This window comes from Actinomadura atramentaria DSM 43919 (assembly GCF_000381885.1).
Taxonomy (GTDB): domain Bacteria; phylum Actinomycetota; class Actinomycetes; order Streptosporangiales; family Streptosporangiaceae; genus Spirillospora; species Spirillospora atramentaria.
In genome coordinates, this window is record NZ_KB907217.1 from 185,694 (window position 1) to 209,227 (window position 23,534).

General features: G+C 75.7%; 22 protein-coding genes. 10 read left to right on the forward strand and 12 right to left on the reverse strand.

Features of this window, described 5'->3' with window-relative positions; genetic code table 11:
• Window positions 1-359: 359 nt before the first annotated feature.
• From G339_RS0123120 to G339_RS0123145, 6 genes are all read right to left on the reverse strand, one after another.
• Entirely contained in the window at window positions 360-800 is a 441-nt protein-coding gene (locus G339_RS0123120) for an HNH endonuclease (protein ID WP_019633445.1), read from the reverse strand.
• Between the two features lie 365 nt (window positions 801-1,165).
• Complete coding sequence (locus G339_RS0123125; protein WP_157407958.1) at window positions 1,166-2,389, reverse strand: hypothetical protein; 1,224 nt, start codon at window positions 2,387-2,389, stop codon at window positions 1,166-1,168.
• 132 nt (window positions 2,390-2,521) lie between these two features.
• On the reverse strand, window positions 2,522-3,496 hold the full coding sequence (locus G339_RS0123130; protein WP_019633446.1) for a GNAT family N-acetyltransferase: 975 nt from the start codon (window positions 3,494-3,496) through the stop codon (window positions 2,522-2,524).
• Window positions 3,497-3,571: 75 nt separating this feature from the next.
• Window positions 3,572-4,555 (reverse strand): methylmalonyl Co-A mutase-associated GTPase MeaB, encoded by a 984-nt coding sequence (gene meaB, locus G339_RS0123135; protein WP_019633447.1) that lies wholly within the window; start codon window positions 4,553-4,555, stop codon window positions 3,572-3,574.
• A complete protein-coding gene (gene scpA, locus G339_RS0123140) occupies window positions 4,552-6,765 on the reverse strand; it encodes a methylmalonyl-CoA mutase (RefSeq protein WP_019633448.1) in 2,214 nt (737 codons plus the stop codon). The genes meaB and scpA overlap by 4 nt, the downstream gene beginning before the upstream one ends.
• Window positions 6,762-8,585 carry a methylmalonyl-CoA mutase subunit beta gene (locus tag G339_RS0123145; RefSeq protein WP_019633449.1) on the reverse strand — a complete coding sequence of 608 codons (1,824 nt, stop codon included), beginning with the start codon at window positions 8,583-8,585 and terminating at the stop codon, window positions 6,762-6,764. Before G339_RS0123145 ends, scpA begins: the two co-directional genes overlap by 4 nt.
• 136 nt (window positions 8,586-8,721) lie before the next feature.
• Here G339_RS0123145 and G339_RS0123150 point away from each other — a divergent pair, with 136 nt between their 5' ends.
• The gene (locus G339_RS0123150; protein WP_019633450.1) at window positions 8,722-9,900 is read left to right on the forward strand and encodes an acyl-CoA dehydrogenase family protein; all 1,179 of its coding nucleotides are present in this window, start codon (window positions 8,722-8,724) and stop codon (window positions 9,898-9,900) included.
• A 37-nt stretch (window positions 9,901-9,937) separates the two neighbouring features.
• On the opposite strand, the gene G339_RS34980 is transcribed toward G339_RS0123150, so the two are convergent.
• Window positions 9,938-10,564 carry a DUF4232 domain-containing protein gene (locus G339_RS34980; RefSeq protein ID WP_019633451.1) on the reverse strand — a complete coding sequence of 209 codons (627 nt, stop codon included), beginning with the start codon at window positions 10,562-10,564 and terminating at the stop codon, window positions 9,938-9,940.
• Window positions 10,565-10,693: 129 nt separating this feature from the next.
• On the opposite strand from G339_RS34980, the gene G339_RS0123160 reads away from it, so the two are divergent.
• The 3 genes from G339_RS0123160 to G339_RS0123170 all read left to right on the forward strand — a co-directional run bounded on the left by G339_RS0123160 (window position 10,694) and on the right by G339_RS0123170 (window position 12,789).
• Window positions 10,694-11,785: a carboxylate-amine ligase gene (locus G339_RS0123160; protein WP_019633452.1), complete on the forward strand. Its 1,092-nt coding sequence runs from the start codon at window positions 10,694-10,696 to the stop codon at window positions 11,783-11,785.
• A gap of 168 nt (window positions 11,786-11,953) precedes the next feature.
• The gene (locus tag G339_RS0123165; protein WP_019633453.1) at window positions 11,954-12,430 is read left to right on the forward strand and encodes a fluoride efflux transporter FluC; all 477 of its coding nucleotides are present in this window, start codon (window positions 11,954-11,956) and stop codon (window positions 12,428-12,430) included.
• On the forward strand, window positions 12,427-12,789 hold the full coding sequence (locus G339_RS0123170) for a fluoride efflux transporter FluC (protein ID WP_019633454.1): 363 nt from the start codon (window positions 12,427-12,429) through the stop codon (window positions 12,787-12,789). The genes G339_RS0123165 and G339_RS0123170 overlap by 4 nt, the downstream gene beginning before the upstream one ends.
• Here the strand turns inward: G339_RS0123170 and G339_RS0123175 are convergent.
• The 3 genes from G339_RS0123175 to G339_RS0123185 form a co-directional block, all read right to left on the reverse strand.
• A complete protein-coding gene (locus tag G339_RS0123175; RefSeq protein ID WP_019633455.1) occupies window positions 12,752-14,101 on the reverse strand; it encodes a glycosyltransferase family 4 protein in 1,350 nt (449 codons plus the stop codon). The genes G339_RS0123170 and G339_RS0123175 overlap by 38 nt on opposite strands.
• Window positions 14,102-14,210: 109 nt before the next feature.
• On the reverse strand, window positions 14,211-15,434 hold the full coding sequence (locus G339_RS0123180; protein ID WP_240489874.1) for a L,D-transpeptidase: 1,224 nt from the start codon (window positions 15,432-15,434) through the stop codon (window positions 14,211-14,213).
• Between the two features lie 278 nt (window positions 15,435-15,712).
• The gene (locus G339_RS0123185; protein ID WP_019633457.1) at window positions 15,713-16,450 is read right to left on the reverse strand and encodes a VC0807 family protein; all 738 of its coding nucleotides are present in this window, start codon (window positions 16,448-16,450) and stop codon (window positions 15,713-15,715) included.
• A gap of 209 nt (window positions 16,451-16,659) precedes the next feature.
• Here G339_RS0123185 and G339_RS0123190 point away from each other — a divergent pair, with 209 nt between their 5' ends.
• Window positions 16,660-17,127 (forward strand): SCP2 sterol-binding domain-containing protein, encoded by a 468-nt coding sequence (locus tag G339_RS0123190; protein WP_019633458.1) that lies wholly within the window; start codon window positions 16,660-16,662, stop codon window positions 17,125-17,127.
• Here G339_RS0123190 and G339_RS0123195 read toward each other — a convergent pair.
• A complete protein-coding gene (locus tag G339_RS0123195) occupies window positions 17,124-18,050 on the reverse strand; it encodes a LysR family transcriptional regulator (protein ID WP_019633459.1) in 927 nt (308 codons plus the stop codon). The genes G339_RS0123190 and G339_RS0123195 overlap by 4 nt on opposite strands.
• Before the next feature lie 142 nt (window positions 18,051-18,192).
• Between G339_RS0123195 and G339_RS0123200 the strand changes: the two genes are divergently transcribed.
• The 3 genes from G339_RS0123200 to G339_RS0123210 all read left to right on the forward strand — a co-directional run bounded on the left by G339_RS0123200 (window position 18,193) and on the right by G339_RS0123210 (window position 21,127).
• Window positions 18,193-19,584 carry a pyridoxal phosphate-dependent aminotransferase gene (locus tag G339_RS0123200; protein ID WP_019633460.1) on the forward strand — a complete coding sequence of 464 codons (1,392 nt, stop codon included), beginning with the start codon at window positions 18,193-18,195 and terminating at the stop codon, window positions 19,582-19,584.
• 324 nt (window positions 19,585-19,908) lie between these two features.
• The gene (locus G339_RS0123205) at window positions 19,909-20,481 is read left to right on the forward strand and encodes a hypothetical protein (protein WP_026341707.1); all 573 of its coding nucleotides are present in this window, start codon (window positions 19,909-19,911) and stop codon (window positions 20,479-20,481) included.
• Between the two features lie 88 nt (window positions 20,482-20,569).
• The gene (locus G339_RS0123210; protein ID WP_019633462.1) at window positions 20,570-21,127 is read left to right on the forward strand and encodes a CGNR zinc finger domain-containing protein; all 558 of its coding nucleotides are present in this window, start codon (window positions 20,570-20,572) and stop codon (window positions 21,125-21,127) included.
• Between the two features lie 6 nt (window positions 21,128-21,133).
• Here the strand turns inward: G339_RS0123210 and folP are convergent, their stop codons facing one another.
• Window positions 21,134-21,979, reverse strand: coding sequence for a dihydropteroate synthase (folP, locus tag G339_RS0123215; protein WP_051107931.1), 846 nt, complete (start codon window positions 21,977-21,979; stop codon window positions 21,134-21,136).
• Between the two features lie 193 nt (window positions 21,980-22,172).
• Between folP and gmd the strand changes: the two genes are divergently transcribed.
• Both gmd and G339_RS0123225 read left to right on the forward strand, forming a co-directional pair.
• Window positions 22,173-23,207 (forward strand): GDP-mannose 4,6-dehydratase, encoded by a 1,035-nt coding sequence (gmd, locus tag G339_RS0123220; protein ID WP_026341709.1) that lies wholly within the window; start codon window positions 22,173-22,175, stop codon window positions 23,205-23,207.
• Between the two features lie 50 nt (window positions 23,208-23,257).
• Window positions 23,258-23,521, forward strand: coding sequence for a ubiquitin carboxyl-terminal hydrolase 14 (locus tag G339_RS0123225; RefSeq protein ID WP_019633465.1), 264 nt, complete (start codon window positions 23,258-23,260; stop codon window positions 23,519-23,521).
• Window positions 23,522-23,534: the final 13 nt, after the last annotated feature.

Here is a 23,534-nt window from a genome sequence, read left to right on the forward strand (position 1 = left end):
GTGGGGTCGGGGCGCGGGGCGGGGGGTGTACGGGGCGGCGCGTCGCCGGAGCGGTCGGGGGCCGTCACGGTCCCCTCCTTGTCGCGTTCGGGAACGGGTCGCCGGACGTTACCACGCGTGGTCGGTGCGATTCCGGGCAACGCGAATCCGCGGCCCGGCCGGAAATGGACGTCCGGGCCATCACCCCGCCCCGGCCCGAGCCGCCCCGCCACCCCGGGCCGCCCCGCCACCCCGGGCCGCCCCGCCGCCCCGGGCCGGAGCGGGCTCGGGGCGGCGGGCCGGGGGCTCGGGGCCGGGTGGCGGCTCGGGGCGGGGTGGCGGTCTGGCCCGGGGGCGGCGGGGAATCCGCGGGGGACCGATCAGAAGTCGATCAGTTCCTCCCAGCTCGGGACGCGCAGTTCGACGCGCAGGCGCAGGCCCGCCTCCTCCGGCGTCCGGTCGCCCTTCCGGTTGTTGCACTTCCCGCACGCGAGAACGGTGTTGGCCCAGCTGTCGGCACCGCCGCGCGACTGCGGGAGGACGTGGTCGATCGTGTGCCCGCGCCGCCCGCAGTAGCCGCAGACGCCGCGTTCGCGCAGGTAGACGCCGCGCTTGCTCCACGGCGGGCGGCGGCCGTGCCGCCAGCGCATCGCGACGTACCGGACGAGCCGGAGCACCCGGGGCACGGGGAAGCGCCCGATGGTGCGGCCTTCCTCCGCCTCCTCCACGACCGCCACCTCGCGGACCAGCATGCGGATGGCGTGCCGCAGGTCCACCTTCTGGAAGGGCTCGTACGACGCGTTGAGGACCAGTACGTCCATCGGTCGCCTCCTGCCGCTCGTGCGCCCGCTCCCCCGCCGGGACTCGAACCCGGTCCGCGCCCCGAGGGGGCGACCGCCGACCTCGGCGACCGGGGGAATGGCATTCCCTTTCGATCGGCCCGCCCGTGCGAGCCTCACTCAGAGTGCCGACCCCGCCCGGCCGCGGCAAGAGATTTTCCGGGCGCACGCACGTTTTCCCGCCCCGCCGCCTCCTTTCCACGCACCGTTCCACCGACCGCACGCACCCGTTTCCCGAGGCGACACCCACCGGAAACGCCCCCGCGCCCGAGCGGGAAATCCGCCGCTCACCGATTACCGCCCGAATACACCACCCCCGCTACTCGACCGCCACCGCCTCGACCTCGTCACCGGCGCGGATCTCGGCAGTCGCGGCGCGGGGTCAGCTGCGGGAGAACGGCTGCCGCGCGATTCCACCACTGCGGGTCTCCCCGGCCGGACGCCGGGATGATCTCGACGGTCGTGCGCACCGTGCCGGGAAGCGTGCGCGGCGGTCCCAACTCCACGTCCAGGCCGACGCCGCCGCGCCTCGGCGGACGACCGAAGAACCGCAGCACGTCATCGGCGTCGAGAAACCGCCGGACGCGCACCAGCACCGGCCCATCCGGCGACGGACGCGCCAGATGCTCGGCGAGCAACCCCACCGCGACGCCCCGCAGAACGTTCGCACCGACCGCCAGGTCCCCGTACCGCACGCCCCGCACGTCGAGTTCCGGCAACCCGAAGCGACACAACCCCCGCGTCGAAACCCGAGCCACACCCCCACCCGCACCGCAGTCCGCGCCACCACCCGCACCGCGAGCCGAGCCGCCGCCCGCACCGTAGTCCGCGCTGCCACCCGAACCGCCGCCCATCCCGGCACCCGCAGCACCCCGCGTGCCGCCGCCCACGCCATTCCCGGCACCGCTGCCGGCACCGCTGCGCGCGGTACCTCTCGTGCCGCCGCCCGTGCTGTCGTTCGGGGCGGCGCCGTTGTCGCCGTTCGTGTTGTGGGGCGCGGTGCCGTCCGCCGTGTCACGGGCGGTGTCGCCGGTGGGGTGGGCGGCGGGTGTGCGGTCTGCCTCGACGTAGATGCTCAGCCAGAGCGGGTTCAGGACGAAGGTCGTCGGTTCGGTCGGGGGGACGGTGTCGGTGGGGAGGACGCGGCAGGCGTCGAGGTCGGCGACGCGGCCGCCGGTGAGCAGCGCCAGGACGCGCGCTATGAGGCGGAGGGCCTGGACGAGACGGGGCTGGGTGAACCGTGCGGCGCGTGCCGGAACACCGGAGGGCGGACGGGCCGGGGCACGTCCGGGCGGGCGCAGGGCGACGAGCGTGCGGTGCGGCGCGTCGAGGACGGCGGCGGCGCGCTGGGCGGCGAGTTCGGGCGGCAGCGGGTCCGCACACGGGTCCGTCCGCAGGGACGGCGAGCCGAGCAGGTCGCGTGCCGTCGCCGCGACCGGGCCGCCGCCGAGCGCCCGGCGCACGGCCGCGCGCGGATCACCGCCGGGCGGCGGGTCCGGTGCGGCGACGAGGAACCGCCCGGCGGCGTCGCCGGACGGCGGAAGCGTGTGGAACACGAGCGCTGAACACATGAGGGCCTCCCGGGTCGGCGGCCCCGGCGGGACCGCTGACGCCAGGCTGGGCCGCCCGGCACCGAGGTGGAAAACTCAGTCGCGCGCTGTGGATAACCGTGCCGACGGCCCGGACAACGCCCGCGCCCCACGTCAGGGCAGGTCGGCCACCAGCGCGTGGTATTCGCGGGTCTCGCGCTCGCGCCGGTAGCCCAGTTCCTCGTTCACCGCGAGCATGTGCGGGTTGTCGCCCGCGTTGTCGGTCTCGATCTCGCGGATGCGCGGCAGCTCGCGCGCCACCCAGTCGAGCATCGCCGCCTTCATCCAGATCCCGAGCCGCCGCCCCCGGTGCTCCGGCACGACCGCCGTGTCGTACTGCGCGGCCCGGTCGCCGCCCCCGGCGGGCACGACGAGCTCGGTGAACCCGGCGATGCCGCCGTCGTGCAGCGCGGCGATCGTGTAGAGCTCGTCGCCGCGCTTGGCGACCAGTTCGGCCGTCTCGCGGACGCGGTCGGCGTCCCACGGCGCGCCCTCGTACTCGACCAGGTCGGCCATCGCGTCCTTCGCGCGGGCCAGCGCCTCGGCGTGCTCGTCGGGGACGGTGCCGCGCCAGCGCATCAGCGTGTACCCGGCGGGCGCGGCGGCGAGCAGCCCCGCGACGCGGCCGGGCGGCAGCGCCGCGAGGTCGAGCACGAGCCCGCGCAGCGTCAGCACGCAGGTGAAGCCGTGCGCCTCCAGGAACGGGACGGCGGGCGTCCCGGCGGAGACCTGCGCGATGACCCCGGAGCGGCGGTCGGCGCGCAGCCCGGCGGCGGCCGCGCGCAGCAGCCGGCGGCCGAGCCCGGCGCGGCGCAGCTCGGGCCGGACCTGGACGTCGATCTCGCCGGGCCGGTCCGCGCCGGGCCCGCCCGGCAGCCGCAGCGCGGCCACGGCGGCGTACCCGTCGTCGTCCGCGACGGCCCAGAACCGCTCCCGCGAGCCCCGGTCCGCACCGAGCAGCCGGGCGGCCGTGCATTCCGCGCCCGGCGGCGGACCGGCGGCCGGGTCGGCCGCGCTGACGGCCGTCAGCACGTCGTGCCACTGCCGGATCTGCGCGTCCGTCGGGTCGGCCAGCTCGATGACGTCCATCCGACTTTTCTACAGGATCGGCGCGCGCGAGGACCGCGACCCGGCCCAACGGGCGGTCCGGAATCCCCCCTGTACTCAGCGCCCGAACGCGGCCAGGAGGCGTTCGGCGGCGAGCGCGGGCGTCAGCGTCCCGGCCGCGACGTCCGCCTCCAGTCCGGGCGCGAGCGCGCGGACGGCCGGGTCGGCGTGCAGGTCCCCGAGCAGCCGGTCGTGGACCATCGCCCACGTCCAGCGGACCTGCTGGGCGCGGCGACGGCGGTCCAGTTCGCCGGAGTCGCGCATCCGGTCCTGGTGCTCGACGAGCTTGGCCCAGACCTCGGCGAGCCCCGTCTCGTCGCGCGCGCTGCACGTCAGCACGGGCACGTCCCGGCCGCTGCCCCGCAGCAGCCGCAGCGCCCCGGCCAGCTCGCGGGCGGCGCGCCGCGCGTCCATCGCGTGGTCGCCGTCGGCCTTGTTGACGGCGATGACGTCCGCGAGCTCCAGCACGCCCTTCTTGATCCCCTGGAGCTGGTCACCGGTACGGGCCAGTGTGAGGAACAGGAACGAGTCGACCATGTCCGCGACGGTGGTCTCCGACTGCCCGACCCCGACCGTCTCCACCAGGACGACGTCGTACCCGGCGGCCTCCATGACGACCATCGCCTCGCGGGTGGCCTTGGCGACGCCGCCGAGCGTCCCGGCGGTCGGCGACGGGCGGATGAACGCGTCCGGGTCGGCGGCGAGCCGCTGCATCCGCGTCTTGTCCCCGAGGATGCTGCCACCGGTACGGGTGGACGACGGGTCCACCGCGAGCACGGCCACGCGGTGTCCGGCACCGGTGAGTCGCGTGCCGAGCGCGTCGATGAACGTGGACTTGCCGACGCCCGGCACCCCGGTGACGCCGACCCGCCGCGCCCCGCCCGCGTGCGGGGTCAGCTCGACCAGCATCTCCTGGGCGAGGGCGCGGTGGTCGGGCCGGGACGACTCGACGAGCGTGATCGCGCGGGCGATCCACGCGCGCGAGCCGTCCCGCACCCCGGCGGCGTAGTCGGCGGCGGCGGCCTGCGGGCGGGGGCTCACGCCGCCTCGTGCCCCAGCCGCCGCCCGAGGTCGGCCAGCAGGTCCAGCGCGGCGTCGGCCAGGACGGTCCCGGGCGGGAAGATCGCGGCGGCCCCGGCGGCGCGCAGCTCGTCGAAGTCCTGCGGCGGGATGACGCCGCCGACGACGATGACGATGTCCTCGCGGCCGAGCGCGGCCAGCTCCGCGCGCAGCGCGGGCACCAGCGTGAGGTGCCCGGCGGCGAGCGAGTTGACGCCGACGACGTGGACGTCGGCCTCGACGGCCTGCCGCGCGACCTCGGCCGGGGTCTGGAACAGCGGGCCCACATCGACGTCGAACCCGAGGTCGGCGAACCCGGTCGCGATGACCTTCTGGCCGCGGTCGTGCCCGTCCTGCCCCATCTTGGCGACGAGGATGCGCGGGCGGCGGCCCTCGGCGGCGGCGAACGCGTCGGTCGCGGCGCGGGCCTTCTCGATGGCGGTCACCTCGCCCGCCTCCTCCCGGTAGACGCCGGAGATGGTACGGATCTGCGCGGCGTGCCGCCCGTAGGCGGCCTCCAGCGCGTCGGAGATCTCGCCGACGGTGGCCTTGGCGCGGGCGGCGTCGATGGCGAGGGCGAGCAGGTTGTGCGCGAGGTCGTTCGGGCGGGTGCCGTCCTCGGCGGCGCGCGCGGCGGCGGTCAGCGCGGCGAGCGCGCCGCGCGTCGCGGTCTCGTCGCGCTCCTCGCGGAGCCGCCGCAGCTTCTCGATCTGCTGGGCGCGGACGGAGGCGTTGTCGACCTTGAGGACGTCGATGGACTCCTCCGCGTCGGGCCGGTACTTGTTGACGCCGATGACGGGCTGCCGCCCGGAGTCGATGCGCGCCTGCGTGCGCGCGGCGGCCTCCTCGATGCGCAGCTTGGGCAGTCCCTCGTCGATGGCGCGGGCCATGCCGCCCGCGTCCTCGACCTCGCGGATGTGCCCCCAGGCGCGGCGCGCGAGGTCGTAGGTGAGGCGTTCGACGTACGCGCTGCCGCCCCACGGGTCGATGGTGCGGGTCGTGCCGGACTCCTGCTGGAGCAGGAGCTGGGTGTTGCGGGCGATGCGCGCGGAGAAGTCGGTGGGCAGCGCCAGGGCCTCGTCGAGCGCGTTGGTGTGCAGCGACTGGGTGTGGCCCTGGGTCGCCGCCATCGCCTCGACGCAGGTCCGGGCGACGTTGTTGAAGACGTCCTGCGCGGTCAGCGACCACCCGGACGTCTGCGAGTGCGTCCGCAGCGACAGCGACTTCGGGCTCTTCGGGTCGAACTCGCGGACGAGCTTGGCCCACAGGAGCCGCGCCGCCCGCATCTTGGCGACCTCCATGAAGAAGTTCATCCCGATCGCCCAGAAGAACGACAGCCGGGGCGCGAACGCGTCGATGTCCAGCCCCGCCTCGCGGCCCGCGCGGATGTACTCGACGCCGTCCGCGAGCGTGTACGCCAGCTCCAGGTCGGCGGTGGCCCCGGCCTCCTGGATGTGGTAGCCGGAGATGGAGATGGAGTTGTACTTCGGCATCCGCTGCGAGGTGAACGCGAAGATGTCGGAGATGATCCGCATCGACGGCGCGGGCGGATAGATGTAGGTGTTGCGGACCATGAACTCCTTGAGGATGTCGTTCTGGATGGTCCCGGCGAGCTGTTCGGGCTTGACGCCCTGCTCCTCCGCCGCCGCGATGTAGAGGGCGAGGACGGGCAGCACCGCGCCGTTCATCGTCATCGACACGCTCATGCGGTCCAGCGGGATGCCGTCGAAGAGCTGCCGCATGTCGTAGATGGAGTCGATCGCGACGCCCGCCATGCCGACGTCCCCGGCGACGCGCGGGTGGTCGGAGTCGTAGCCCCGGTGGGTGGCGAGGTCGAACGCGACCGACAGGCCCTTCTGCCCGGCCGCGAGGTTGCGGCGGTAGAACGCGTTCGACTCCTCGGCGGTGGAGAACCCGGCGTACTGCCGGATCGTCCACGGCTGCGTCGCGTACATCGCCGGGTACGGGCCGCGCAGGTACGGGGCGATGCCCGGGTAGGTGCCGAGGAAGTCCAGGCCGTCGAGGTCGTCGCCGGTGTAGAGCGGCTGGACGGCGATGCCCTCGGGGGTGTCCCACGCCTGCGCGGCGGGGTCGGCCCCGGTCGCGGCGGCGACCCCGGCGCGCCAGCGCTCCGCCGCCGCCCCGGCGGGCTCGGCGTCGCCGAGGGCGAGGTCGGAGAAGTCGGGGATCATTCGCTCACTCCCAGGTCGCGCAGGGTCGTGGTGAGGACGGCGACGGCGTCGCAGCCGGTGGAGACCCGGTCGTCCACGCCGTCGTAGGAGCCCGTCCCGGCGAGCCAGACCCGGACGGCGCCCGCGTCGCGCAGCGTGCGGGCGGCGGCCGCGGCCTCCTCGGCGTAGACCCGGTCGGACGAGCACAGGCACGCGACGGCCGCCCCGGACGCCGCGAAGTCCTCCGGCGGCCCGGCGAAGGTCTCGATCCCGCCCGCCTGGAACAGGTTCGCGGCGAACGTCGCGCGGGCGGTGTGCGCGGCGACGGGTCCGAGGACCGCGAGGTACACGCGGGGCCGGGCACCGGTCGCGGCGGCGTGCGCGTCGGAGCGGTCGCGCAGCGCCTCGAAGTCCTGCCCGTAGCGGACGACGGGCAGCCCGCCGCCCGGCGGCTCGGGCGCGGGCCGCCGCTCCGGCGGCGTCTCGGCGAGGTTGGGGAACTCGCTGACGCCCGTCAGCGGCGCGCGGCGGTGCGCGATGTCGGCGCGCCGCCGCTCCCACGTCGCGGCGATCCGGTCCGCGACGAGCCCGGACGCGAGCGCGGCGGCCAGCCCCCCGGCCCGCTCGATCTCGGTGAAACGTTCCCACGCGGCGCGCGCGAGCCCCTCGGTGACGGCCTCGACGTACCAGGAGCCGCCCGCCGGGTCCATGACGCGGGCGAGGTGCGACTCCTCCAGCAGCAGCGTCTGGGTGTTGCGGGCGATGCGGCGGGAGAACCCGTCCGGCAGCCCCAGCCGCTCGTCGAAGGGCCGGACGGTGACCGCGTCGGCCCCGCCCGCCCCGGCCGCGAACGCGGCGACGGTCGTGCGGAGCATGTTCACCCACGGGTCGCGGCGCGACATCATCGCGGCGGACGTCACGGCGTGGACGCGCGCGGCGGTGCCCTCGGCCGCGCCGCAGACCTCCGCGACCCGCGCCCACAGGCGGCGCGCGGCGCGGATCTTGGCGATCGACAGGAACTGGTCGGCGTTGACGGCGAGCCGCAGGTCGATCTGCGCGAACGCCTCGTCCACGCCCAGGCCCGCGTCGGTGAGCGCGCGCAGGTAGGCGACGGCGGCGGCGAGCGCCGCGCCCAGCTCGTCGGCGTCGGAGCCGCCCGCGTCGTGGTACGGCGTCGCGTCCACGGTGACCGCGCGCAGCAGCGGGAACTCGCGGGCGCAGCGGACGGCGAGCGCGGCGGCGCCGTCGAGCGGGACGGCGGTCCCGGTGCGGGCGGTCAGCCCGAGCGGGTCCGCGCCGAGGTTCCCGGCGGCCTTCTCCGCGACCCCGTGCTCGCCGAGCAGGGCGAGGAACGCGGCGGCGGCGTCCTCGGTCTCGGCCCCGGCGTCCAGGACGACGGGCGCGAGGTCGAGGTAGACGCCGCGCAGCGCGTCGCCGAGCGCCGCGACGGGCGTCCCGGCCGCGCCGAGCACGAGCCACACCGACGTCGCGCCGTTCTCCAGGTCGGCCAGGACCGCCTCGCGGGTCGCGGCCGGGTCGGGGTCGGCGTGCCGCTGCCGGACGTCCCAGCCCGCCAGGCCCTCGCCGCCGGGCCGGACCGGGCGCGGCGCGGGCGCGAGGCCGGGGCGGCCGGGGACGGCGTCGTCCGCGGTGTAGAGCGCGGCGATCGGGACGCCCTCGTAGGAGTCGCGGGTCAGCAGGCCCTCGACGTCCGCGAGCGGGGTGTCCTCGGTCGCCGCGCCGGACTTGCGCAGGACGCCCTTCACCAGCTCCCGCCACCGGTCACGGTCGGCCGGGGGGAAGGCGGCGGCCAGGTCGAGTTCTTCAGGCGGCACCGTCATGGCAAGGAATCGTAAGCGAGCGCGTATTCGGCGGCCCGAAGCGGGGCCCTCGACGCGCCGGACGCGCACCTTGGGACGAACGGCCCGCGGCGGTTACCCGCTGGTTAGGGCGGGGACCTGCGGGAAGAGGAGGCCCATGACTCTCGACCCGATGCCCGGTGACCTCTATCACATGCAGGACCTTCTCGACCCCGCCGAGCAGGACGTCCTCGGCCGCGTCCGCGCCTTCATGGCCGACGAGGTCGCGCCGATCGCCGACGACTGCTGGGCGCGGGCGGAGTTCCCGTTCGAGCTGGTCCCGAAGCTGGGCGCGCTCGGCGTCGCGGGCCTCGCCTACGACGAGTGCCCGGGCGAGCCGCCGAGCAGCATGCTCACCGGGTTCCTGGCGCTGGAGATGTCGCGGGTGGACCCGTCGATCTCGACGTTCTTCGGCGTCCACGCGGGCCTGGCGATGGGCAGCATCGCCGCGTGCGGGTCGCCCGAGCAGCGCCGCCGCTGGCTGCCGCCGATGGGGCGGCTGGAGGAGGTCGGCGCGTTCGCGCTCACCGAGCCGACCGGCGGTTCCGACGTCGCGCTCGGCCTGCGCACCACCGCGCGCCGGGACGGCGACGCCTGGGTGCTGAACGGCGAGAAGCGCTGGATCGGCAACGGCACGTTCGCGGACGTTGTCGTGGTGTGGGCGCGCGACGAGGCCGACGACACCGTCCGCGGCTTCCTGGTCGAGAAGGGGACGCCGGGGTTCGCCGCCTCCCGCATCGAGAACAAGATCGCGCTGCGGACGGTGCAGAACGCCGACCTCGTCTTCGAGGACTGCCGCGTCCCCGAGGCGAACCGGCTGCCGGGCGCGGAGGGCTTCGGCGACACCGCCGCGATCCTGCGCCGCACCCGCAGCGGCGTCGCCTGGCAGGCGGTCGGGGTGATGCTCGCCGCGTACGGGATCGCGCGGGACTACGCGAAGGAGCGGGAGCAGTTCGGGCGGCCGATCGCCAAGTTCCAGCTCGTCCAGGACCTGCTGGTGAAGATGCTCGGCAACGCGACGGCGTCCCTGGGGATGGTGGTGCGGCTCGCGCAGCTCCAGGACGCCGGCCGCTACCGCGACGAGCACTCGGCGCTGGCCAAGGCGTACTGCACGACCCGGATGCGCGAGGCCGTCGGGTGGGGCCGGGAGCTGATGGCGGGCAACGGGATCGTCCTGGATTACGGCATCGGCCGGTTCGTCGCCGACGCCGAGGCCCTGTACTCCTACGAGGGCACCCGCGAGATCAACACGCTGATCGTCGGCCGCGCCGAGACGGGCTGCGGCGCGTTCGTCTGACGGGCGCGCGGCCCCGGCGGACCGGGGCCGCGCCGCCTCAGGCCCCGCCGACCGGCGTGACCGACAGCTTCCCGCCGTTGCACACCACGCCCAGCGACCAGGCGACCGTCAGATGGTCCCGCTCGTCGGGCGGCGTCACCTCGACGCGGCCCGGCGTCGGCTCGCACGGACCGGTCTCGGGCTCGCCCCCGCTCGGCACGACGCCCCACTGCACGCGCGTGCGCGCGCCCGCGCCCGGCGGCAGCTCCACCCGGTGCGGGGCGGGGGCGAGGCGCGTGACGGTCGCGGTGAGCGGCGTCCCGTCCTTGCCGATGAGCCGCATCCCGACATAGCCGTACAGGTGGCATTTCTGCCCGGAGCGGTTCGTCAGCGTCAGATACGCGTACCGGTGGCCGGCGGACGGCTCGGTCGGCACCAGCGACGCGCTCAGCATCGACGTGTGGCAGCGGTCCTCCCCCGCCGCCTGCGGCGTCGCCGGGCGCGACGGCGCGGCCGTCCCGCCGGCCGTCCCGCCGGACGACGCGGGCGCGGAGCCCGACGGCTCCGGCGCGACCGGCGACCCGGGCGTGCCGGTGGCGGTCGGCCCGTCGTCCCCTCCCCCGCACGCGGCGGTCAGTCCTCCGACGAGCACCAGCGGCAGCACGATCCCCGCGGCACGCTTCATCACACATCACCTCCGTACCGGACCATGCCCCCTGCACCGTCCGATAACGACACGGGTGCGGCCGAGCCGCGCGCGACGTACCGTTTGCGGAGGCGCGACCTGCATCGTCCCCAAGGTGAGATGGTGGATATGGCTCCGCGGTTCGGAATCGAGGAGGAGTACTTCGTCGTCGATCCGGCGACGCGGGGCGTGGTCCCCCGCGCCGCGCCGGTCGTCGCGCGGGCGGCGGGGGCGCTCGGCGAGCGGGCGTCGCTGGAGCTGATCGGGTTCCTCGCCGAGGCCAAGACGCCGCCCTGCCGGGATCTGGCCGAGCTCGCCGCCGAGGTCCGCGCGATGCGGGCCGCGATGGCGGACGCGGCGGCGCGCGAGGGCCTCGCCCTGGCCGCGACGGGCACGCCCGTCCTGGGCGACCTGCTGCCGCCCCCGATCACGGCGGGCGCGCGCTACGCCGACAGCCTCGCCACCTACCGGGCGCTGGACGACGAGCAGTGCATCTGCGCGTGCCACGTCCACGTCGAGGTCCCCGGGCTGGAGGCGGCGGTGGCGGTGAGCAACCGGCTGCGGCCGTGGCTGCCGACGCTGCTCGCGCTCACCGCCAACTCGCCGTACTGGGCGGGCCGCGACACCGGGCACGCGTGCTGGCGGTCGGTGACGTGGTCGCGGTGGCCGGTGGCGGGGCCGCCGCCGTACCTGGAGTCCGCCGCCCACTACGAGGACCTGGTCGGGACGCTGCTGGGCTGCGGCGCGCTCATGGACCCGGCGACGGTGTTCTGGGACGTGCGGCCGTCGTCGCGGCTCCCGACCGTCGAGGTCCGGCTCGCCGACGTCGCGCTGACCGCCGACGCGGCGGCGGTGTTCGCGGCGCTCGTCCGCGCCCTGGTGGAGGTGTCGCTGGACGCGGCCGCGGCGGGCGAGGACGCGCCCCGGCCGCCGCAGGAGTTACTGCGCGCCGCCTACTGGCTCGCGGCCCGCGACGGCCTGGCGGGCGCGGGCGTGGACGCCCGCACCGGGCGGCCCGCCCGGTTCCGCGACCTGGCGGCGGCGCTCGTCGGGCACGCGCGGCCCGCGCTGGCGGCCAGCGGCGACCTGGACCGCGTGGCGGACGGCGTGCGCGCGCTGCTGGAGCGCGGCACCGGCGCGGACGCCCAGCGCGCGGCGTTCCGGCGGCGCGGCCGCCTCACCGACGTCGTGGACGCCGCCGTCCTGCGGCCCGCGCCCTGACCGCCGGTATACTCGGGCGCGGCCCGTGACGGGCCGTACGGCGGTGGGGCCCGCCGTCCCCCCTTCGCTTCCGTCGGCCGGGGAGAACCGCGGCGCACGCCGCCAACGGTCCCTGCCAGTGCCCGGAGCGCCCGCGTCCCGCGGGCGCCGACCTCTGGTGGGGAGATCATGGCGCCGCCCGAACCGCCCGTCGATCCCGACATCGACCTCGACGTCCCCGCGCAGCGCCTCGAACTGCGCCGCGCGCCGTGGGGGACGCTCGCGGCCATCGCCGCGGGCGGCGCGCTCGGCGCCCTGGCCCGCTACGGGATCGGCGGCGCGTTCCCGCACGGCGCGGGCGAGTTCGCGTGGGCGACGTTCTGGATCAACGTCTCGGGCTGCTTCCTCATCGGCGTGCTGATGGTCCTGATCCTGGAGACGTTCGAGGTCCACCCGCTCACCCGGCCGTTCCTCGGCGTCGGGGTGCTCGGCGGGTACACGACGTTCTCGACGTACGCGGTGGACTTCGAGCAGGCCGTCCGCGCCGGGAGCGCGGGCACCGCCCTGGCCTACCTCGCCGGGACGGCCGTCGCGGCGCTGGTCGCGGTCTGGACGGGCGTGACGGCCGCGCGCGCCGCCGCCCGGCTGCGCGGGGGGCGGGCGTGACCGTCCTGCTCGTCGCGCTCGGCGCGGCCCTCGGCGCGCCGCTGCGGTACCTCACCGACCGGGCCGTCCAGTCCCGGCACGACACGCTGTTCCCCTGGGGGACGTTCGGCGTGAACGTCGCCGGGTCGGCGCTGCTGGGGTTCCTCGCCGGGCTCCCGGCGGGCACGGCGCTCGCGGCGTTCCTCGGCACCGGGTTCTGCGGGGCGCTGACGACGTACTCGACGTTCAGCTACGAGACGCTGCGGCTGTACGAGGACGGCGCGCGGCTCATGGCGTTCCTCAACGTCGCGGCGAGCATCGCCGCCGGGCTCGGCGCGGTGTTCACCGGGATGGCCGTGGCGCAGGCCGTCGCGGGGTGACGGCGCGGCGGGCGGGCCGGGCGGTCAGGTCGTCGACGAGCGCGAGCCAGCGCGGCGCGATCCAGTCGGGGTCGTAGGCGCGGACGGACGCGCGGGCGCGCTCGCCCAGCTCGTCGCGCAGGTCGGCGTCGTCCATGAGCAGCCGGAGCGCCGCCGTCAGGCCCGCGACGTCGCCGGGCGGGACCAGCAGCCCGTCCGCGCCGTGCGCGATCATCTCGGCGGGGCCGGTCGGGCAGTCGAACGCGACGACCGCGAGGCCCTTGCTCATCGCCTCCAGCACGACCATCGGCATGCCCTCGTACCGCGACGACAGCGCGTAGACCGACGCGCGCTCCATCTCGCCCGCCAGGTCGGCGGTGCGGGGCCGCAGCTCCACGCGCCCGGTCAGTCCGCGCTCGGCGATCCGCGCGGCGAGCCGGGCGCGGTGCGCGCCGGAGCCGAAGATCCGCAGCGTCCAGTCGGGGCGCTCGGCGGCCAGCGGCTCGTAGGCGTCCAGCAGCAGGTCGAAGCCCTTCTGCCGGACGAGGCGGCCCGCCGCGAGCACGACCCGGTCGGTGCGCGGCGACGGCGCGCCGGGCGGCGTGGCGAGCGCGTTCGGGATGCGGACGATCCGCACGCCCGTCCCGGCGAGCGCCGCCGCGTACTGCTCGCGGGCGGCCTCGGTGAGGACGGTCAGCGCCGTCAGCCGCGGGTAGCCGCGCCGGATGCGGGACCGCTGCCCCGGCCGGTACGACCGCAGGTTCATGTGGTCCTGCCCGATCGTGACGACGCCGGGCGGGGCGGTCTCGGCGATGAGCAGGTTCAGGCTGGGCCGGGTGCCGATGAGGACGTCCGCGCGGGACGCGAGCAGCAGCCGGGCGAGCCGCACGTCCGTCCACAGCGTCTCGCGGGCGGTGCCCGGCTCGACGCTCAGCAGGACGCTGGGCAGCCGCGACAGCAGCCGCGCGACGCGGCCGTGCGGGCGGGTGCGGTCGTCGGCGACGGTGATCGCGACGCCGTCCGGGACGGGGAAGAACGGCTCGGCCCGCTCCCGGACGAGGCTGATGACCTCCACGTCGTGCTCGCGCGCGAGATGCCCGCTGGTCGCCAGGACGGTCCGGACCGTGCCGCCGGTGCCGTACGCGTGCCGGAGCAGGATCGCGACGCGCGGGCGGCGGGCGGGCCGCCGCGCCGGCCGGGCGCGGGCCAGCGCCCGCAGCGCGAGCAGGGCCGCGCGGCGCAGCGGCGGCAGCGGGGTCGGCAGCGCGCGGCGGAGCGCGCCGCGCGGCGTCCTGGACGACAGGACGGCGGACAGGACGGTACGGCCCGGCACAAGTCCCCCGATCCGAGCTGGGATTCCTGTCCGGATGCGTCCCCCGCGCGCCGGTCGTCCAATCCTCCCGGACCGTCCGCCGTGCCGGCTGGTGATCAGCCGGTGGTGATCAGCCCGTGGTGACCGGCCGGTCCAGCGCGCCGCCCTTCACCCACGAGGCGAACGACATCTGGTAGTAGCTCCAGCCGTTGTTCCACTGGAGCTTGCGGGACGTGCCCTTGATGATCACCGGGTCGCCGCGGTAGGAGAACTTGTAGAACCACTGCGCGGCGGCGGGCGAGGAGTTCAGGCAGCCGTGGCTGACGTTCTGGTGGCCCTGCGCCCAGACGGTCGAGGCCATCGAGTGGATGTACTCGCCGCTGTCGGAGATCCGCACCGCGAACGGGATGACCTCCTTGTAGCCGCCCGGCTCGTCGGGCTTCACGCCCATCCACTCCGACGTCATGATCGCCGGGTTCTCCTTGCCCATCGTCAGATGGACGCCGCTGGTCGTCAGGTAGGTGTCGACCCCGTTGACGACGCGGCCGCCGCGCCCGGCGCTGATTCCCCAGCTCTTGACCTTGACGCCGTTCTTCTTCACGACGAGCTTGTGGGTCTTGGTGCTGGCGGTGATGATGTGCTCGTCACCGATCCTGAAGGACCGGTTGAAGTCCGCGACGCCGTACGTCCTGGCGCCGGACTTCACGCCGCCGATCTTGGCCTTGAGGCTGACCTTCTGGTTCGCCTGCCAGTACTTCTCGGTGCGGAACACGACCTGGGTGTCGCTCAGCCACCGCCACGCGCCGGTGGCCGGCTTGGTGGACTTGACCTCCAGCGCCGCCTCGACCGCCTCGCGGTCCTTGACGGGCTGGTTGAAGGTCACCTGGATCGGCATCCCGACGCCGACCTTCTCCCCCGCGTTCGGGACGACGTCCACGACGCGGAGCTGGTTCGCCGCCTTGAGCGTGCGGAAGCTCGCCTGGACGGTCGTGGTCTTGCCCTTCGGGCTCACCGCGACGGCCGAGACCTGGTACGCGGAGCCGGGGAGGAGCGTGCGCGACTTCCAGCCGGTCTTGTCGCCGGTCAGCGCGCCCTCGACGGGCTTGCCCTTGCGGGTCACGGTGACCTGCTGGATCGTCCCGCCGGTGACCTTGACCTGGACGCCGTCCTCGGGCTTGGCCTTCCCCTCGCCGTCGCCGGGGGTCACCACGACCTGGGGCGCACCGGCCTCGGCGGTGTCGCCGACCGTGACGCCGTCGCCCTCCTCGCCGCCCGAGCACGCGGTCGCGAAGACCAGCACGGCCCCTGCCAGACCCGCGCCCGCCCGCACACCCGCGGAAAGCCGTCGTTGCACCGTCACCCTCCAGACCCCGCCGTCCGTCCCGCATTGACATTAGCGACAAAAGCCGATGATTCTGCCACGTCACGGGGAAACCGGGATCTCTGAGATCAAAGCGTTGCAACACAGGCCAGGACCCCCGGACGACGGCCGTCCGGGCGGCGACGCGGACGCCGGACCCGGGCGGGAGGATGACCCGGATAGTCCGGAGCATCCCGTTCTCCGGGAAAAGAAGACGGCCGCGAACCGGGAAAAGTTCGCGGCCGGAAGGCGCGGCGGCCCTGGAAAGGGGGTCAGGCGGCGGTGGGCCGGGGGTTCACATGCCGGAGCAGGCGGCGGAACCACCACACCGAGACGGCCGCGCCCACGGCCCCGATCCCGATGACGAGCCCGCTGCGCGCCCACACGTACGTCCCCACCGACTGGTGGAACAGCATCCACAGGCTGATCAGCGCGTTGGCGAACAGCACGAACGCCCACAGCAGCGAGATCCGCAGGAAGAAGCGGCGGACGCGGCGGTGCTTCAGGAACGCCTCGGGCATCGGCACCATCTCGGTGGCGAGCTTCTGCGCCAGCGGGCGGCCGAGCGGCACCGAGGCCAGGAACACCATCGCCATCAGCATCGTGCCGAGCGTCGGCTGCAGGAAGTAGACGACGGCGCTGTGCGTGGCGACGCCGAGCACCGCGCGGACCGTCACGCCGACGGCCGCGAGCAGGAGCGTCGCGGTGACCGGGTGGCCGCGCAGCCGCCGGTAGACGATCCCGCCGTACACCCACACCACGGCGGCGACCATGCCGCCGCTCAGACCGAGCAGCGCGAACGCCGCGTAGAACACCGCGACGGGCGCGATGACGCCCTCCAGCACGCGCGGGGCGGCGTGCAGGAGCAGCGCGCGGATGCGCGGCATCTCGAACGCGTGCGCGCGGCCGTGGTCGCGGACGGGTTCCAGGCTGGCGCCCGTGCTGCTACCCGTGCTGGTATTCGTACCGGTGGCCGGGGCGTCGACGGCGTCGACCGTGGCATCGTCCATGCGGCGTGTCCCCCCGCATCGGGTCGGCCCGGCCGGGCGGCCGGGGGTCGGTGGTCCGTGGTCGGTGTTTCGAGGTCGGTGGTCCGTGAGTCCTGCCCAAGGTACGCGATGTGATGCGTGACCTCGGCGGAAGTTCGCCGTCGCCCCCTTGACCCTATTGAATGGCCCGTTGAATAGTGGTGCGCGTGGACCGCGGGAGGAGAACGGCGATGACCGAGACGGAGCCGCGGGACGGCGGCCTGGCCGAACTGGTCGGTGCGGTGGGCACGCCCGCCGAGCTGCGGGCGCTGCTGGAGCTGCCCGGCGTGGACGAAGCCGTGGTCGAGGAGTTCGCGGCGGCGGCCGGGACCGCCGAGATCCTGGACCGGCTGTTCGCGCTGATGGCGGCGCGGCTGCTGCCCGCCAAGGCGGGTCGGCGGCGCGGCACCGTCCGCTGGGACGTGCGGGGGCCGGACGGCGACCACGTCTACGCCCTGCAGATCGCGGAGGGCCGCGCGGAGGCGTCGCGCGGCGCGCCCGACTCGCCCAAGGCGGCGTTCAGCGTGCGGCTGCCCGACCTGCTGCGCCTGTGCGCGGGGACGCTCAACGGCGTCACGGCCGTGATGACCGGCCGGATCAGGGTGACCGGCGACCTGCTGTTCGCCGCGCGCCTCCAGGGCTGGTTCGACTACCACTAGCCTGGGGGCTCGCCCGGCCAGGCGGTGCGCGCCGCCGCGTAGAGCGCCCGCAGCGTCGCCGCGACGGGCGGGCGGCGCACGCTCGCGCCGCGCGTCACCGCGTACACCTCGCGGGACAGGTCGCAGCCCGGCAGGCGGCGGACGGCGACGGCCCGGTCCGCCGCCGCCAGGGCGAGCGCGGGCACGGCCGTGATCCCGACGCCCCGCGCGACGAGGCTGAGGATCGTGTGCAGCCCCTCGAACTCCCACGGCACCGGCCGCGCGCCGCCGACGGTGTCCAGCAGCCGCTCGACCGCCTCGCGGGACGGCTCGCCGCGCGGCGCGGCCATCCACGGCTCGTCGCGCAGCCCGCGCAGGTCCACCGGCCGCCCGGGGTCCGACAGCGGGTGGTCGGGTGGGACGGCGAGCACGAGCGGGTCGCGGCGGATGCGGAAGAACTCCAGCGCGGCGGGGGCCTCCTCGGGGAGCGTGCCGGTCCAGTCGTCGACGAGCGCGATGTCGGCCTCGCCGCCGCGCACCTGGCGAATCCCGTCGTCCTGGCGGGTCTGGCGCAGGACGAACGTGAGCCCGCTGTGCTCGGCCAGGCTGCGCGCGAGCGCGGGCGCGAACGCGACGGCCGCCGTGGGGAACGCGGTGACCACGACCCGCCCGACCGGCAGGTCGGCGTGCGCGGACAGCTCGGCCTCGGCGCGCTCCACCAGGTCCAGGATCTCCTCGGCGCGGCGCGCCAGGCGGCGGCCCGCGTCGGTCAGCTCGGCGCTGCGGGCGGTGCGGTCCAGCAGCGGGACGCGCGCCTCGCGCTCCAGCGCGGCGAGCTGCTGGGAGACGGCCGAGGGCGTGTAGCCGAGCGCGGCGGCGGTCGCGGCGATGCTGCCGCGCCGGGCGAACTCCGCGAGCAGGCGGAGCCGCCGGAGATCGAGCATCAGCGTTCCTTACGGTCGGCATCGGTGAGACTCGCTTGTGTTGATGCTAGTGCCGGGGCAGGGTTGAAGACGGAACCGGCCGGTTCGTTCTCGCGGAGTCCTCCGCGCCATCGCCCTGAATCGTCTGACCTGGAGCCTCTTCATGCTCGCCTCTGCCGCGTCCGGCACGCGGACCGCCGCCGATCCGTCCGACACGTCAGACCTGTCCGAACCCCACGATCCCCACGATCCGCCCGAGCCGTCCGTTCCGCTGCGCCCCGTCCCGCTCTCGCCGACGCTCGCCGTCAACGAGGCGCTCGCCCGAAAGCGCGGCGCGGGCGCGAGCGTCCTGCCGCTCGGCTTCGGGGAGGCGGGCATCCCGATCCACCCCGCGCTCGTCCGCGAGCTGTCGGCCGCCGCCGACCGCGGCGCCTACGGCCCGGTCGCCGGGTCGGCGGCGCTGCGCACGGCCGCCGCCGGGTACTGGGAGCGGCGCGGCCTGCCCACCGACCCCGACCTCGTCGTGGCCGGGCCGGGCAGCAAGGCGCTGCTGTTCGGGCTGCTGGCCGCGCTCGGCGGCGACGTCGTCGTGCCCGCGCCGAGCTGGGTCACCTACGCCGCGCAGACCGAGCTGGCGGGCGCGCTGCCGATCCGGGTCGCGACGCCGCCCGGCGAGGGCGGCGTGCCGAACCCGGCGCTGCTCGCCGACGCGGTCGTCCGCGCCCGCGCCGTCGGCCGCACCGTCCGCGCGGTCGTGCTGACGCTGCCCGACAACCCGACCGGCACGCTGGCGCGGCCGGAGACGGTCGCGCGGGTCTGCGCGGCCGCGCGCGACCTCGACCTGGTGATCATCTGCGACGAGATCTACCGCGACCTCGTCCACGACCCGGCCCGCGAGGTCGCGAGCGCCGCCCGGTACGCGCCCGAGCGGACGGTCGTGACGACCGCCCTCAGCAAGCAGCTCGCCGCGGGCGGCTGGCGGATCGGCGTCGCGCGGCTGCCGCACGGCCCGTTCGGGCGGGCGCTGCGCGCGTCGCTGGTCGGCATCGGCAGCGAGATCTGGTCGAGCCCGCCCGCGCCGATGCAGCACGCCGCCGCGTACGCGTTCCGCGAGCCGCCCGAGCTGGTCGAGCACGTGGCGCGCAGCCGCCGCCTGCACGCGGCCGTGGCGACGGCCGTCGCGGACCGGTTCCGGGACGCGGGCGCGCTCGTCCGCCCGCCGGAGGCCGCGTTCTACGTCTACCCGGACCTGGAGCCGCTGCGGGAGCGCCTGCGCGCGGCGCACGGCGTCCGGACCGGCGCGGACCTCACCGCGCTGCTGCTCGACCGGTACGGCGTCGGGGTCCTGCCTGGCTCGGTGTTCGGCGACGACCCCGCCGCGCTGCGGATGCGCGTCGCGCCGAGCCTGCTCTACGGCGACACCGACGCGCGGCGGCTCGCCGCCCTGGACTCCGCCGACCCGGCGGCGCTCCCGTGGATCGCCGGGGCGCTGGACCGGCTCTCGGCCGTCCTCGCCGACGTCCGCGCCCGGGACCGCGCGCCCTCGGCCGTCTGACCGGCGGGGCGCGGCCCTCCCGCCCGGCCGCGCCCCGCGTCCCCGCCGCCGTCTCGCGCGCGCGAATCGGGCACCCGGGGACGGGCGGCGCACCGCGCCCCGGACCGCCGGACGACCTGCACCGGATACCGACAAAGATCGAGATAAAGGTGGTGTAAGGTCCAACGTCGCACGGGGTCGGCGCCGCGCCGCGGCCGCTCCCGCGACGGACCCGCCGCCCCGCGCCCACTCGGACAGGACACGGTTCACGGCGCGCGCACGCGCGCCGGCGGCATGGAGCGGCGCGGCGGCGCGGGACGCCGCCCGGAGGGCAAGGGGGCCGCGATGAGGCACGCACGGGACGGCGCGGCCGCCGCGATGAGCGCGGCTTCCCGGGTGCTGGTCGCGCGGGGGCGCAACGAGCCCCGCGAGCACGACGACCCGGACGTCGCATGGGGCCAGCGCGCCCGCGACGGCGTGTGGGTGCCCACGCGCGACGGCCAGCGGCTGCACATCGGCCTGGACGTCACCGCGGCGGACACCGTCGCGCAGGTGCTGCGGCCGACGCTGCGCGCCTACGTCGGCGTGGACGTCGACACCGACCTGCTCGCCCAGACGACGGTCGGCGGCATCCGGCTGCTCACCGTGATCCACGGCCCGGACGCCCCGGCGGCGTTCCGGTTCCCGCTGGCGCTGCCGGACGGCCTGACGCTGGAGGCGATGCCGTCCGGCGGGTTCGACGTCGTCCACCAGCGGTACGGCGCGACGGTCGGGCGGCTCTACAGCCCGTGGGCGTGCGACTCGATGTTCCGGCCGGTGAAGGCCGACTACGCGCTGGAGGGCGGCGCGCTGACGATGCGCGTCCGGCACGAGGGCGCGTTCTACCCGGTCGTCGCCGACCCGCACTACGCGCGCTGACCCCGGCACGGGACGCCGCCGGGACCGCGGCATAGGGTTGGCTCCGGCCCTTGCCCCCGGTCACCCCCCGGAGACGGGAGTCCCACCCTTGGTCTTCGCCCATGACGCCGTCCACGCGCTGACGGCGGTCGCCGATCTGGTCAACACGGGCCCGGCCGCGGCCGGCGCCGACCGGCTCGACGGCCTGCCCGCGCTGCGCGCCTTCACCGTCCGGAACCGGATCGGCGGCGCCGCGCCGCTCACCGACGCCGACGTCGCGGCGGCCCGCGCGCTGCGGGACCGGTTCCACGCCGTGTTCCGCGCGGCGGACGCGGCGGCCGCCGTGCCGGTCGTCAACGAGATCGTCGGGCGGGTCCGGCCCGCGCCGCGCCTCACCGACCACGACGGCCATCCCTGGCACGTCCACTTCTCCGCGCCGGGCGCGCCGCTCGGCGAGTGGCTGGCGGCGGACTGCGGGATGGCGCTGGCGCACGTGGTGGCGGCCGGGGAGCTGGAGCGGCTGCGGGGCTGCGCGGCGCCGGGCTGCGAGCGCGTCCTGGTGGACCTGTCGCGCAACCGGTGCCGCCGGTACTGCGACAGCCGGACGTGCGGGAACCGGCTCCACGTGGCGGCGTACCGGGCGCGGCGGCGCGAAGCGGCGTCCTGACCCGTCTCAGCGCCCGGCGAGCGCCTCGACGGCGTCCAGCGCCCGGCGGGCGGCCGCCGCGTCGTGGACGCGGAAGACGCTCGCGCCCAGCCACGCCGACAGCGCGAGCACGGCCGTGGTGCCCGCCGCCCGCTCCCCCACCGGCCGGTCCAGCGTCTCCCCGATGAAGTCCTTGTTGGACACCGCGACGAGCACGGGCCAGCCGGTCGCGGCCAGTTCGCCGAGCCGCCGGGTGATCTCCAGCGAGTGCCGGGTGTTCTTGCCGAAGTCGTGCGCGGGGTCGATGACGATGCCGTCGCGCGGGACGCCGAGCGCCAGGGCGCGCTCGGCCTCGCCGAGGACCCGGTCCAGGACGTCCGCGACGACGTCGTCGAACGCGGCCCGGTGCGGGCGCATCCGGGGCTCCAGCGCGCCGGGGTGGGCGCAGACGAGCCCGGTGCCGTACTGGGCGGCGACGGCGGCCAGTTCGGGGTCCGCGCCGCCCCAGGTGTCGTTGAGCAGGTCCGCGCCGGCCTCGGCGACGGCCGCGCCGACCTCGGCCCGCCAGGTGTCGACGCTGATCACCGTGTCCGGGTGCCGCTCGCGGACGGCCGCGACGAGGTCCACGACGCGGCGGCGCTCCTCGGCGGCGTCGACGTCCTCGCCGGGGCCGGCCTTGACGCCGCCGATGTCCACGATGTCCGCGCCCGCCGCGACGACCCGGTCGACGGCCTCCAGCGCCGCCCCGAACCCGTACGTCGCGCCCTTGTCGAAGAACGAGTCGGGGGTGCGGTTGACGACGGCCATGACCGCCCGGCGGCGGACGGGGCGGCCGTTCGGGCGCAGCGGCGCGGAGGTCTCGGCGGACGGCATGACCACACGGTCGCACATCGGGGCGCGCACTGCCAGGCGACCGCGCGGCCCGCCCCGCCGCGTGCCGTCGAAGCAAATTCGGTTCAATCGGCCGCCCTCGCTCGTCAGCATCCCCCGGCGGTCGCTAACCTCGTGTTTCACGCCCGTTGCGGAGTTCGTCCGGTACGGGACCTAATTCAGCCAGGAGGATCCGCTGTCCAGGCGAGCACTCATCACCGGCATCACCGGGCAGGACGGCTCGTACCTCGCCGAGCATCTGCTGGAGCAGGGGTATGAGGTGTGGGGCCTGGTGCGCGGGCAGGCCAATCCGCACGTGTCGCGGCTGCGCAAGCACATCGGCGACGTCCAGATCACGACGGGCGACCTGCTCGACCAGGGCAGCCTGATCTCCGCCGTGGAGCGGGTCCAGCCCGACGAGGTCTACAACCTCGGCGCGATCTCCTACGTCCCGATGTCGTGGCAGCAGGCGGAGCTGACCGCCGAGGTCACCGGTATGGGCGTGCTGCGGGTGCTGGAGGCCATCCGGGTCGTGTCGGGCGTCAGCGCGTCCCGCACCCCGGACCGGGGGCAGATCCGCTTCTACCAGGCGTCGTCCTCGGAGATGTTCGGGATGGTCCGGGAGACGCCGCAGAACGAGAAGACGCCGTTCCACCCGCGCAGCCCGTACGGCGTCGCCAAGACCTACGGGCACTACATCACGCAGAACTACCGCGAGTCCTACGGGATGTTCGCGGTGAGCGGCATCCTGTTCAACCACGAGTCGCCCCGGCGCGGCGCGGAGTTCGTCACCCGCAAGGTGACCCTCGGCGTCGCGCGGATCAAGCTGGGCCTGGCGACCGAGCTGCGCCTGGGCAACCTGGAGGCCCGCCGGGACTGGGGCTACGCCGGGGACTACGCCCGCGCGATGCGGATGATGCTCGCGCAGGAGTCCCCCGAGGACTACGTCATCGGGACGGGCCGCACCCAGTCGGTGCGGGACCTGGTGGAGTTCGCGTTCCGCAGCGCCGGCCTGGACTGGCGCGAGCACGTCGTCCTGGACGAGCGCTACACGCGGCCCGCCGAGGTCGACCTGCTCTGCGCGGACCCCAAGAAGGCCCGCGAGCAGCTCGGCTGGGAGCCCGAGGTCGGCTTCGAGGAGCTGGTCACGATGATGGTCGAGTCGGACCTGCGGCTGCTGGGCGGCTCCGCCCGCCCCGAGGACGAGCCCGTCAGCCCCGACCACTGGTGACGTTCGGACGGCGCGGCGCGGCACCGTGCGGCGCCGGGTAGGGAGATCCCATGAGCACCTGCGAACACGTGGCGGAACTGCCCGCCGACACCCCGTCACCGCGGACCCCGGAGGGCTGCGAGGACTGCCTGGCCGAGGGGTCGCGCTGGGTCCACCTGCGGCTCTGCCTGACCTGCGGGCACGTCGGCTGCTGCGACTCCTCGCCGCGCCGGCACGCGACGGCGCACTTCGAGGCGACGGGCCATCCGATCGTCCGCTCGTTCGAGCAGGGCGAGGACTGGCGCTGGTGCTTCGTGGACGAGCAGTTGGTCTGAGCGACCCCGGGCA

What these genes read in the sequence shown, in the direction of transcription:
- scpA (WP_019633448.1), bottom strand. Translation starts at nt 6,765, where the DNA reads ATGATCCCCGACTTCTCCGACCTCGCCCTCGGCGACGCCGAGCCCGCC.
- G339_RS0123200 (WP_019633460.1), top strand. Translation starts at nt 18,193, where the DNA reads ATGCTCGCCTCTGCCGCGTCCGGCACGCGGACCGCCGCCGATCCGTCC.
- G339_RS0123120 (WP_019633445.1), bottom strand. Translation starts at nt 800, where the DNA reads ATGGACGTACTGGTCCTCAACGCGTCGTACGAGCCCTTCCAGAAGGTG.
- G339_RS0123145 (WP_019633449.1), bottom strand. Translation starts at nt 8,585, where the DNA reads ATGACGGTGCCGCCTGAAGAACTCGACCTGGCCGCCGCCTTCCCCCCG.
- G339_RS0123165 (WP_019633453.1), top strand. Translation starts at nt 11,954, where the DNA reads ATGGCGCCGCCCGAACCGCCCGTCGATCCCGACATCGACCTCGACGTC.
- G339_RS0123195 (WP_019633459.1), bottom strand. Translation starts at nt 18,050, where the DNA reads ATGCTCGATCTCCGGCGGCTCCGCCTGCTCGCGGAGTTCGCCCGGCGC.
- G339_RS0123205 (WP_026341707.1), top strand. Translation starts at nt 19,909, where the DNA reads ATGAGGCACGCACGGGACGGCGCGGCCGCCGCGATGAGCGCGGCTTCC.
- folP (WP_051107931.1), bottom strand. Translation starts at nt 21,979, where the DNA reads ATGCCGTCCGCCGAGACCTCCGCGCCGCTGCGCCCGAACGGCCGCCCC.
- G339_RS34980 (WP_019633451.1), bottom strand. Translation starts at nt 10,564, where the DNA reads ATGAAGCGTGCCGCGGGGATCGTGCTGCCGCTGGTGCTCGTCGGAGGA.
- G339_RS0123130 (WP_019633446.1), bottom strand. Translation starts at nt 3,496, where the DNA reads ATGGACGTCATCGAGCTGGCCGACCCGACGGACGCGCAGATCCGGCAG.
- G339_RS0123190 (WP_019633458.1), top strand. Translation starts at nt 16,660, where the DNA reads ATGACCGAGACGGAGCCGCGGGACGGCGGCCTGGCCGAACTGGTCGGT.
- G339_RS0123185 (WP_019633457.1), bottom strand. Translation starts at nt 16,450, where the DNA reads ATGGACGATGCCACGGTCGACGCCGTCGACGCCCCGGCCACCGGTACG.
- G339_RS0123125 (WP_157407958.1), bottom strand. Translation starts at nt 2,389, where the DNA reads ATGTGTTCAGCGCTCGTGTTCCACACGCTTCCGCCGTCCGGCGACGCC.
- G339_RS0123225 (WP_019633465.1), top strand. Translation starts at nt 23,258, where the DNA reads ATGAGCACCTGCGAACACGTGGCGGAACTGCCCGCCGACACCCCGTCA.
- G339_RS0123150 (WP_019633450.1), top strand. Translation starts at nt 8,722, where the DNA reads ATGACTCTCGACCCGATGCCCGGTGACCTCTATCACATGCAGGACCTT.
- G339_RS0123160 (WP_019633452.1), top strand. Translation starts at nt 10,694, where the DNA reads ATGGCTCCGCGGTTCGGAATCGAGGAGGAGTACTTCGTCGTCGATCCG.